Source organism: Lentzea aerocolonigenes (assembly GCF_000955955.1).
Taxonomy (GTDB): domain Bacteria; phylum Actinomycetota; class Actinomycetes; order Mycobacteriales; family Pseudonocardiaceae; genus Lentzea; species Lentzea aerocolonigenes_A.
In genome coordinates, this window is the sequence record NZ_JYJG01000171.1 from 34,432 (window position 1) to 45,087 (window position 10,656).

The following is a 10,656-nucleotide window of genomic DNA, read 5'->3' on the forward strand; positions in this document are numbered from 1 at the left end:
ATACCGGCACGCTCAGGACATTTCTTCGAATAAGTCCCATTCATGCCCAATGCAAAGTGAGGTAGCTCTCTTTTGGTGGCACTCCGCAGTGGATCGAGGACTCTGGGTAGCGAGGGAGTCATGCGGAGCCAAAAGTCGAGGTCCTCATGGAAGTTTTGTCCGATTCTGTTCGGACCGGTACTGCAACACATTGTCCGTATTGTGCTTTGCAGTGCGGTATGACCGTAGATCAGGAACTCGTGGTGCGTCCACGCGAGTTCCCCACCAATCGGGGTGGGCTGTGTCAGAAGGGCTGGACATCGGCATCCTTGCTGGCCAGCGACCGTTTGACGACACCACTGCTGCGCGGTTCGGACGGAACGTTGCAGCCGGCGAGCTGGGACGAGGCGCTCAGTTTCGTCGCGCAGCGAATTCGTGAGATTCAAGGGGAATCCGGGCCGGACTCGGTTGCGGTATTCGGCGGAGGAGGTCTCACCAACGAGAAGGCGTACCTGCTCGGGAAGTTCGCCCGAGTGGCGTTGAAAACGTCGCAAATAGACTACAACGGTCGCTTTTGCATGTCCGCCGCAGCCGCTGCCGGAAACCTCGCATTCGGCCTCGACCGGGGTATGCCGTTTCCGGTGACCGATGTGGACACCGCCGATGCCGTGCTGCTGGCCGGCAGCAACGTGCACGAGACGATGCCGCCGTTCTCGCAGCACCTGTCCGGGGCCGCGGTGATCGTCGTCGATCCGCGCAGGACACCGACCGCCGAAGCCGCCGCGCTGCACCTGGCGCCGCGTCCGGGCACGGATTTGGCGCTGGCACTGGGGATGCTGCACGCGGCGGTGGTCGAGGGTCAGGTCGATGCCGCGTATGTTCGTTCGCGCACAACGGGTTTCGACGCGGTGTGGCGAATCGCGGCGCAGTGGTGGCCGGAGCGGGCCGAGCTGGTCACCGGCGTCGCGGCCGCTGATCAACGTCGTGCCGTGCGGATGCTCGCAGAGGCGTCGTCCGCGTACGTGCTGACCGCGCGGGGCACCGAGCAGCATTCGCGTGGCACCGACACGGTTTCCGGCTGGATCAACCTGGCGCTCGCGCTGGGCCTGCCGGGTGTTCGCGGCTCCGGTTTCGGCTGTCTGACCGGGCAGGGCAACGGCCAGGGCGGCCGCGAACACGGCCAGAAGGCCGACCAGCTGCCGGGTTACCGCAAGATCGACGATCCCGAGGCGCGTGCGCACGTGGCCGGGGTGTGGGGGGTTTCGCCCGCGGAGTTGCCGGGGCCGGGGCGTTCGGCGTACCGGCTGCTGGAGTCACTGGGAACTCCTTCTGGCGCAAGGGGATTGCTGGTGTTCGGCAGCAACCCGGTCGTGTCGGCGCCGCGGGCGGCGCGGGTCACCGATCGGCTGGCTTCCCTGGACCTGTTGGTGGTGGCCGACTTCGTGCTGTCCGAGACGGCTCTGCTGGCCGACGTCGTACTGCCGGTGACGCAGTGGGCCGAGGAGGACGGCACGCTGACCAACCTGGAGGGCCGGGTGTTGCTGCGGCAGCGCGCGGTGCCGCCACCTGAGGGCGTGCTTTCCGACACCGACGTGCTGGCCGGTCTGGCGGTGCGGCTCGGACAGCCGGCGGAGCGGTTTCCCGTTGCGGCGGAGGAGATCTTCGAGGAACTGCGGCTCGCTTCGGCCGGCGGCAAGGCGGACTACTCGGGTGTCACGTACGCGCGGCTGCGTGCGGGTGAGGCGTTGTACTGGCCGGTTCCGTCTGTGGATCACCCTGGTACACCGCGGATGTTCCTGGACGGGTTCGCGTTTCCCGATGGCCTCGCCCGGTTCGTCGCGGTTGATTTCGCCGGACCCGCCGAGGTTGTGGACTCGTCGTTTCCCTTGTGGGCCACCACCGGCCGGGTGTTGCAGCACTACCAATCGGGCGCGCAGACGCGTCGCGTGCCGGAGCTGATGGATGCCGTGCCCGAGGTGTTCGTCGAGGTGCATCCGGACGTGGCGGCGCGGGCCGGCCTCGACGACGGCTCGTTGGCGCGCGTGGTGTCGCGTCGAGGTTCGGTGGTCGCGCGGGTGCGGTTCTCGCCGTCGATCCGGCTCGACACCGTGTTCCTGCCGTTCCACTTCCCCGGTGCCGGCCGCGCCAACCTGATCACCAACCCCGCTCTCGATCCCATCAGTGAAATGCCCGAGTTCAAGGTCTGCGCGGCACGTCTGGAGGTGGCGTCATGAATGCACGTCGGGTGGTCGTCATCGGACACGGCATGGCCGGATCCCGGGTGGCGTCGGAGGTTCGCCGCCGCGACCCGCTCGGCGAACGCGTGGCGCTGACCGTGGTGGGCGCCGAACCGCATCCCGCCTACAACCGGGTTCTGCTGTCGGCCGTGCTGGCCGGTGCGTTGAAGCCGGACGAGGTCACGCTGCAGGACTCGGTGTGGGCTGCTGACAACGATGTCTCACTGCTGACCGGTGTTTCCGTTGTACGCGTCAACCGTTCATTGCGCTGTGTCTCGCTGTCCGATGGAACGTCTGTGGCGTATGACGCTCTTGTGCTTGCGACGGGCAGCACGGCCTGGATCCCGCCGACCGATGGGCTTCTCGGGTCTGACGGGTCGCTGGCTTCCGGTGTCGTGCCGTTCCGCACGGTCGACGACTGCGCCGCGATCGTGTCGCTGGCCCGGCCCGGTGCACCGGTCGCGGTTCTGGGTGGCGGTCTGCTCGGTCTGGAGGCAGCGCGCGGACTGGCGGGACGAGGCAACGCGGTCACCGTCGTCCATCCGGTCGGCCACCTGATGGAACGCCAGCTGGATCCCGCCGCGGGCGCGATGCTCGCGTCGACGCTGGGCACGTTGGGCATCGAGTTCCGCTTGGGCCGCCTGGCGACCGAGTACGTCCCCGGCGACGGCCTGGTGCTGGACGACGGCTCGTTCGTCCCGGCGGATCTCGTGGTGGTCTCCGCCGGTGTCCGCCCGGATGTGGCTCTGGCCTCTGATGCGGGTTTGTCCGTTGATCGCGGCGTGGTGGTCGACGACGCCCTGCGCACCTCGGACCCGCGGGTCTACGCGCTCGGCGACTGCGCGCAGCACCGCGGCTCTGTCGGTGGCCTGGTGCAGCCGGCGTGGGAACAGGCCTCCGTCGTCGCTGATCTGTTGTGCGGCACCAACCCGGCGTCGCGTTACTCGGGCACACCGGTGGTCACGCGGCTGAAGGCCAAGGGCGTGGAGCTGACCGCTCTGGGCGACGTGCACGACGACTCGCCCGACGTGGAACTGCTGCGCTTCGAGGACGCCCGGCGCGGCCGCTACGCCAAGCTCGTCCTGCGCTCGGACCGCGTCGTCGGCGCGATCATGCTCGGCGCGCCGGACGCGGCGGCTGCTGTGGCCCAGCTCTACGACAGCGGGTCTCTGGTGCCTGAGGACCGGCTCGGGCTGTTGCTGGGGCGTGCCGTGGGTGTCGCGTCGGCCGGCCCTGCGGATCAGCCAGACGACGCGGTGGTGTGCCGCTGCAACACCGTCACGAAGGGCGCGCTGGTGTCCGCGTGGGAGTCGGGCGCCACCTCGGTGCCCGGCCTGGCGGACGCGACCCGGGCCACGACGGGCTGCGGTGGCTGCAAGGGGGCCGTCACGCGCATCACCGAGTGGCTGGCCACCCGCCAGCCGGCCTGACCCGCCACTGGCCCGGCCCGGGCATGAGAGCTACCTGGCCAACCCAGGTGCTCTGGTCGGGGCCTCGGATCCACCTGCCGAGCAACGGCGCTCGGCAGGTGCCTTCACGCCGCGCCCACGCTCGCGCAGGGGTCCCCTCTGCCGGAGACCCCTCGCAACCCGAGTTACTCAGCAGGTCTGACACTCCCCGCCGATCACCGCCGCTCGACGGCCGAGTCACCGGCTCCCCGCCAGGGCAACGCCGCCCCACTTCTCACCGGCCAACACAGCCATCCACCTGCCAACACCACTCGTCACCTGCCCGCCCCTCGGCAGGCGATGTCCCCTGCCCTTTTCAGCCAGGAGAACCCATTGAGCACCCACCTGCGGCAGCGCCCCACGCCGCCCTCCCCAGCCCGCAAGCGCTGGATAGACGACTGGCGCCCCGACGACCCCGCGTTCTGGCGACAGGGAGGCCGCCGCACCGCCCTGCGCAACCTCCTGGTCAGCATGACCACCCAGCACCTGGGCTTCGCGGTCTGGCTGCTGTGGAGCGAGGTCGCGGTGAGCCTGCCCGCTGCGGGCTTCCACTTCACCGTCGACCAGCTGCTCTGGCTGACCGCCCTCCCGAGCCTGCTCGGATCCGGCCTCAGACTCCCCTACACCTTCGCCGTCACCAGGTTCGGCGGCCGGACCTGGACGGCGGCCAGCGCCGCGCTCCTGCTCATCCCGACAGCCCTGCTGGCGGCGTGCGTCAGCAACTCCGGCACGCCGTACTGGATGTTCCTGGCGGCATCGGCGACGGCCGGGCTCGGTGGCGCCAACTTCGCCAGCTCCATGGCCCACGTGTCGTTCCTCTACCCCGGCAAGCACAGAGGCCTCGCGCTCGGCATCAACGCGGCCGGCGGCAACCTCGGCGTCGCGGTGGTGCAACTGGCCGTGCCACCGGTCATCACCGCGACCACGGGCATCCACCTGGCGTGGGCCGGCCTGATGTGGATCCCGCTGATCATCGCCACGGCCACCGCGGCCCTGCTCTGGACCGACAACTTCACCGAGGCGAACACCAACCCGCGGGCCTACAAGGAGGTGCTGAGCCACAAAGACACCTGGCTCACCTCGGCGCTCTACCTCGGCACCTTCGGCTCGTTCATCGGGTTCAGCGCGGCACTGCCCCTGCTCATCCAGACCCAGTTCCCCGAGGCGCACGCGAGCTACTTCGCCTTCCTCGGCGCGCTCACGGGCTCGGCGGCACGACCGGTGGGCGGCTGGCTCGCGGACGAGCACGGCGGCGGCAAGGTCACCATCGCGGCACTGACCGGCGTCATCGCAGGCGTGGTGGCGGTGATCGAAGCGCTCGCCGAGCACAGCTTCGCGCTGTTCCTGGCAGCATTCCTGTGGCTGTTCATCACCACGGGCATCGGCAACGGCTCGACCTACCAGCTGATCCCGCGCCTCTACCCGACCAAACAGCAGTCGGCGGCGGCCATCGGCATCATCGGCGCGATCGGCGGGCTGGGAGGCTTCCTGATCACCAGCGCGTTCGCCGCGTCACTGCACGACGGCGGCGGCCTCACCCCGGCGCTGACCATCTGCTGCGCCTACTACGCGGCCTGCCTGGCCATCACGGCGAAACGCTTCCGGCGGAGCTGAAGCGGGGCGCCCCGCGAGGAGCGCCCCGTCCAAGCTCAGCACACAGGTGCGAGCGGCGTCGTTTCGTCAGGCCCCGGACGGCGCCGCCACCGGTCCAGCTTCGCGTGTTCCGCCAGCGAGATGAGCGTCTCGCGCACTGACAACCGCACCCGAGGATCGCAGTTCACCACAGGGACCCTGGGATCGATGCCCATGCCGTGGATGATCGCCTTCACGTCCGAGCGCACCGACGCGTGCACGTTGTTCAACGCCAGCACGTACGGGATCCGGTGGTCCTCGAAGTACCGCATCGCGTCCACGGAGTCCGCGGGACGCATCACGTCGAACAGCACGACCGCACCGACGGCGCCGCGCACCACGTCGTTCCAGCCCGCGCGCGGGTCCTGCCACTGCGGGGCGACGAACAGGTGCAGCGCCAGCCCGGGATCGAGCCACACACGGCCGAACTGTATGCGCACCAGCTCGGTGACCAAGCCCGTGCGCTCCGGTGGGAGCGCTGTCATGGTCAACAGATCGTTTTCCACGATGGACCTGATGAAGGTGCTCTTGCCGACGCCGAAGCCACCGGCGACCACAACCTTGGCCGAAGTCAGCTCCCGTCCAGGCGGCCCGGGGGGCCCGAAGTCGGGAAATCTAGAGCCGACGTAGTCCACTAAGCACTCTCTCCATCAACCCGAGGTCCGGCGTGTCACCGCCTGCGGAAGCGGTCTGGTGCACGTCCACCAGACCTCGTTCCGCCATGTCGCCGAGCAACACCTTCACGACTCCGAGTGGGAGTCGCATCAGTGCGGCCACCTCCGCGACGGATCGCGGGGAGTGGCAGAGCTCGACAACGCGTTGGTGCTCAGCCTGCAAGATACCCGCAGACTGCCGACTCTGATCATTGGCGGAGACAAGTGTCTCGATCTCGAGGTCGATGTTCGACCGTGTGCGCCCACCCGTCCAGGCATATGCACGAACGATCGACGCGTCCTGAACCTCCGCGCCGGGAGGTTCAGCAGCGGGAAATTCTTCTTGCGGTACAACGGGAGTCGCTTCCCGCGCGGGCACCGCGGACGACGTGCGCGATCGCTTGCGACCCGAGTCCAGGGAGAACCCGTTCATCAGGTCGGCGAACGTCTGCTCGGCGGGCGACTCAGCCCGCCTGCGTCGCCGGTGCGCGTCAGCGGCCGAACTCATGATCACCTCACGCTGTGCAGCTGCGCTCGCAGTTCGGGGGTGAGGATCTGGCCCACCTGATCAACCACCACGGTCATCTCGTAGGCCACTTGGCCGACGTCGCTGTCGGGCGCGGCGAGAACCGCCAAACAAGACCCGTCTCGAATGGACATGAGGAGCATGATCCCGTAGTCCATCTCGATCACGGTGCGCAACACTCCGCCACCTTCGAAGCAACGTGAGGCGCTCAGCGTGAGCGCCGTGACGCCGGAGGCGATGGCGGCCAGCTGCTCCGCGCGGTCCGGCGGCAGGCCCGTCGACTTGGTGAGCAGAAGACCGTCCACCGAGATCACGATCGCGTGCGCGACCCCGGCCACGCGGTCGACGAAGTTCGTGATGAGCCAGCCGAACTGGTCCACCTGGCGCGACTGAGGCGTGCTCATGCCTTTTCCCCGTTCCCCTGGCCGTTCGCCTGGCCGTTTCCGTTCCCGTTGCTGCCCAGCGGCATCTGGCGGATGCCTGTCTGGTAGCTGGCGAGGAAGCCTCGTGCTCGCTCCGGATCGCGCTTCGGCTTGGCCGCCGGGCGCGCGCCGTTCTCGGGACGTTCCGCGAGGTCGGGGAGCAGATTCTTACGCGGCGCCCGTTTCGGCAACCCGGCATCGGTCTCGCCGGCGTCCGTCGCCGGATCTCCCGACTGTTCCCAGACGCCGCCCGCGGGCTTCTTGCCGAACCAGGCGGCCGCTACCGCGGGTGACGGTCCAGGTCCTGGCGCCGCCGACGAATGATCACCATTGACCGTTTCGTCCGCAGCACCGGCTCCGGCGAACCAGGAAGACGTTGTCTCAACTGGAGCGGGCCGCGTCTCGTTCGGCGACCCGTTGGCCCCGTTCGTCCGCGGTTGCCGCTGGGGCAGCGGCGGCTCCTCGATCGCGGCGCCGCGGAACGACGTCCACTCGGCCGACTCGCGCGGGTGCTCGATCGCGGGGGCCGGAGCGGGCGGCGGGGCCAGGTTCGGGGTCTTGACGACGACGTGCGGCTGCTTGGCGGCCGGCTGTTTCGCGGACAGCGCCGGCTTCGGCTGGGGCAGCGCGGCGTGGCGCGGCTGGGCGGGTGCATCAGGTTCCGCCTGCGAGCGCACGAGCTCCGGCGGCACGAGGACGAACGCGCGCAGACCCTCACGGCCCTCCCCCGCCCCGCGCAGCCGGACGGTGACGCCGTGGCGGGCCGCGAGACGACCGACGACGAACAGACCCATCTGGCGTGAGACCGGCACATCATCCTCTGTACCAGAGGACAGCCGCTCGTTCGCCTCGGTGAGCTCGGCGGGCCCCATGCCGATGCCCTGGTCCGCCACCTCGACGAGCACCGAGCCCTGCTGGTCGATCCGCGAGCCGATCATGACCTGCGTGGTGGGCGCGGAGAACGCGGTGGCGTTGTCCAGCAGCTCCGCGACGAGGCGCACGAGGTCGCTGGCCGCGTAGCCGACGATCTCGACGGACGGCGTCGACTTCACCACGACGCGCTGGTAGTGCTCGATCTCCGACGCGGCGGCGCGCAGCACGTCCGCCAGCGGCACCGGCTGGTGGAAGCGGCGGGCCACGTCGGTGCCGGACAGCACCATCAGGTTCTCGTTGTTGCGGCGCATGCGCGTCGCGAGGTGGTCCAGCTTGAACAGGTTGGCGAGCTGCTCGGGGTTCTCCTCGTGCCGCTCCAGCTCCTCCATGAGCTTGAGCTGGCGCTCGACGAGGCCCTGCGAGCGACGCGACAGGTTGACGAAGATGTTCTTCATGCCCGACCGCAGCGACGACTGCTCGACAGCGGAACGGATGGCCTGCTCGTGCACGGCGTCGAACGCGCGCGCCAGCTGGCCGAACTCCTCGGTGGTGTGCACGGGCACCGGTTCGATCTCGGTGTCCGGCGCGCGGTCGGCGCGGATCGCGGCGACGACCTCGGGGAGGTGGTGGTGCGCGACGTCGAGCGCGGAGCGCCGCAGCTCGGACAGCGAGCGCAGCAGGTAGCGGCCGATGACGAAGCCGAGCGTGCCGGCGATGATCAGCATCGCCAGCAGGATCACCGCGGCGGCACCGGCCTTGTTGGACGTGTCGTCCTGCAGCGCGGCCGCCGAGTTCGCGAGCCCGTCCTGCAGCCCGCGGATGACCTCATCCATCAGCCGCAGGGTCGTGCCGGACGCCTTGTTCCACTCGTCGACGGCGATGCCGAACGACGGCGGCGGCTTCGGCTGGCCGGGACGCGTCGTCACCTGGACGCCGTCCGGCTGGGTGAGCGCGCGTTCGGTCAGCACCGTCCGGCTCGCGACGGCGGCGCCGGTGACGGTCTGCTCGTAGTTGCGGCGCTGCTCGGTCGTGCCGATGGCCTGGAAGTCGTTGATGCGGTCCTGCAGCCGGATGTCGGACTGCTCGAGCGCGCGGGTCTCCGCGCCGAGCAGCTTGCCCCGGCCGATCCCCGCTAACACGATGGCGTGCTGCTGCGAGATCTGCTCCTGCGCGATGACCATGTTGTGCAGCGCGAGCGCGGTGCCGGAGATGCCCTGGTCGCTGAGCTGGCTGATGAGCGACTGCTCGAAGTCCAGCAGGGCCTTCACGACCGTGGTGTAGCCGATGGTGCCGCCGTTGGGGTCACCGCCGTCGCCGCCCTGCGTGACCTTCTCCCGCAGGCTCTTCAACGTCTCCAGCTGGCTGCCGAGCTCGGTGAACCGGTTGCGCGAGACCTCGCTCAGCCCGGCGGTGCGGTCGACGCGGCGGCGCACGGTCGCGGCAGCGTTGTCGGTGGCGCTGATCTGGTTCTGGTAGGCGCCGACACCGGACCCGGACGTCGCGCTCTGAGCGGCGAGCGTGCGTTCCTGCTGGACGCTGGAGATCAACGGCGCGAGATCCGCCCGCAGGCGGACCAGTCCCTGCATCTGCACGTAGTTGTTCGACCGGTCGACGTAACCGGAGATCTGCAGTGCGCCCGCGCCGATCGCCACGGCGACAGGCACCAACAGCACGACGCCGAGCTTGACCGGCAGGCGCCAGTTGCGCCAGTCGCTGATCTTTCTCCACTCGACATTCACGAAATGATCCCCAAGGCGCGCTCGAAGTGCCCCACTATCGGCTACCTCCTGGCCTGGTGAATCCCCGCGACTTGAGACACCCGCCGCTCGATATCGAGATCAGTCGTATCGGGTGTCAGCGGATAGTAGGCCAGAGAGCGTGACGCGACAACGACCTGGGGCGTGTACGACTCGTCACCCAGTGTGACAGCCCACCTCATGGGGTGGTCCTGCGGGTTCAAGGGATTGACTCGCCGCCACGCGTGGTTACGCTTGCGCCCTCCACCCCCGGTCCGGTTGCAGCCTGTGCTCAGGCGCTCACCGGGTACTCCCCGTAACGAATGCGAGCGGTTGATGACGAAGGCGCTGCCCTCCGTGTCACGCCCGGCGCAGCCCGGATTCGCGACCTTTGAAGAGCATCATCACTCATTGCTGATCGATGGTGACGGTGAGCCTGATTTCGGTGCCATCCAAACGAGTGAGGATTTCCTCGCGCTGAAGCGGCGAGTGACGCGATTTATTCTCCCCGCGACGCTGCTGTTCCTCGCTTGGTACGTCACGTTCGTATTGCTTTCGGCTTACGCCGCGGACTTCATGAGCACGCCTCTGTTCGGAACGGTGAACGTCGGGCTGACGATGGGATTCCTGCAGTTCGTCACGACCATCATCATCACGATGGCCTACGCCCGTTACTCCAAGAAGGTGCTCGACCCGCAGGTCGAAAAGGTGCGCGCACTCGCAGAAACCGATGAGGAGCTCGCGTGACCGGGACGAACACCGCGATCAACCTGTCCGTTTTCGGCATCTTCGTCCTGCTGACGCTCTACATCGTGTACCGCGCCTCGACGCGGAACGTGAGCGCCTCGGACTACTACGCCGCGGGCAGCAGCTTCACCGGCACCCAAAACGGCATCGCCCTCTCGGGTGACTTCCTCTCGGCCGCGTCGTTCCTCGGTATCTCCGGCGCGATCGCGGTGAACGGCTACGACGGCTTCATGTACTCGATCGGGTGGGTCGTCGCCTGGCTGATCGGCCTGATGCTCATCTCGGAACGGCTGCGCAACACCGGCCGCTACACGATGGGCGACGTCATGGCGTTCCGCATGCGCCAGCGCCCGGTCCGCGCGGCCGCCGCCAACGCGACGCTCGTGATCTCGCTCTTCTACAT

At 68.5% G+C, this 10,656-nt stretch carries 9 protein-coding genes; 5 read left to right on the plus strand and 4 right to left on the minus strand.

Annotated elements, in window-relative coordinates; translation table 11 throughout:
- Positions 1 to 146: 146 nt before the first annotated feature.
- The 3 genes from UK23_RS23565 (at position 147) to UK23_RS23575 (ending at position 5,278) form a co-directional block, all read left to right on the plus strand.
- Complete coding sequence (locus tag UK23_RS23565) at positions 147 to 2,213, plus strand: molybdopterin oxidoreductase family protein (RefSeq protein WP_045313781.1); 2,067 nt, start codon at positions 147 to 149, stop codon at positions 2,211 to 2,213.
- Entirely contained in the window at positions 2,210 to 3,646 is a 1,437-nt protein-coding gene (locus tag UK23_RS23570; RefSeq protein WP_045313782.1) for an FAD-dependent oxidoreductase, read from the plus strand. Before UK23_RS23565 ends, UK23_RS23570 begins: the two co-directional genes overlap by 4 nt.
- Positions 3,647 to 3,997: 351 nt before the next feature.
- Entirely contained in the window at positions 3,998 to 5,278 is a 1,281-nt protein-coding gene (locus UK23_RS23575) for an MFS transporter (protein WP_045313783.1), read from the plus strand.
- Positions 5,279 to 5,313: 35 nt separating this feature from the next.
- Here UK23_RS23575 and UK23_RS23580 read toward each other — a convergent pair whose 3' ends face one another.
- The 4 genes from UK23_RS23580 to UK23_RS23595 form a co-directional block, all read right to left on the minus strand.
- The gene (locus UK23_RS23580) at positions 5,314 to 5,781 is read right to left on the minus strand and encodes an ATP-binding protein (RefSeq protein WP_196777840.1); all 468 of its coding nucleotides are present in this window, start codon (positions 5,779 to 5,781) and stop codon (positions 5,314 to 5,316) included.
- A 130-nt stretch (positions 5,782 to 5,911) separates the two neighbouring features.
- A complete protein-coding gene (locus UK23_RS23585) occupies positions 5,912 to 6,457 on the minus strand; it encodes a DUF742 domain-containing protein (protein WP_196777841.1) in 546 nt (181 codons plus the stop codon).
- A 2-nt stretch (positions 6,458 to 6,459) separates the two neighbouring features.
- Positions 6,460 to 6,879 carry a roadblock/LC7 domain-containing protein gene (locus UK23_RS23590; protein ID WP_045313784.1) on the minus strand — a complete coding sequence of 140 codons (420 nt, stop codon included), beginning with the start codon at positions 6,877 to 6,879 and terminating at the stop codon, positions 6,460 to 6,462.
- Positions 6,876 to 9,509 carry a nitrate- and nitrite sensing domain-containing protein gene (locus UK23_RS23595; protein ID WP_052684970.1) on the minus strand — a complete coding sequence of 878 codons (2,634 nt, stop codon included), beginning with the start codon at positions 9,507 to 9,509 and terminating at the stop codon, positions 6,876 to 6,878. Before UK23_RS23595 ends, UK23_RS23590 begins: the two co-directional genes overlap by 4 nt.
- Before the next feature lie 333 nt (positions 9,510 to 9,842).
- On the opposite strand from UK23_RS23595, the gene UK23_RS23600 reads away from it, so the two are divergent.
- Both UK23_RS23600 and UK23_RS23605 read left to right on the plus strand, forming a co-directional pair.
- Positions 9,843 to 10,253: a DUF485 domain-containing protein gene (locus UK23_RS23600; RefSeq protein ID WP_045313785.1), complete on the plus strand. Its 411-nt coding sequence runs from the start codon at positions 9,843 to 9,845 to the stop codon at positions 10,251 to 10,253.
- Positions 10,250 to 10,656, plus strand: a 407-nt coding sequence (locus UK23_RS23605) for a cation acetate symporter (protein ID WP_045313786.1), incomplete at its 3' end; no start/stop codon positions are given. The genes UK23_RS23600 and UK23_RS23605, both read left to right, overlap by 4 nt.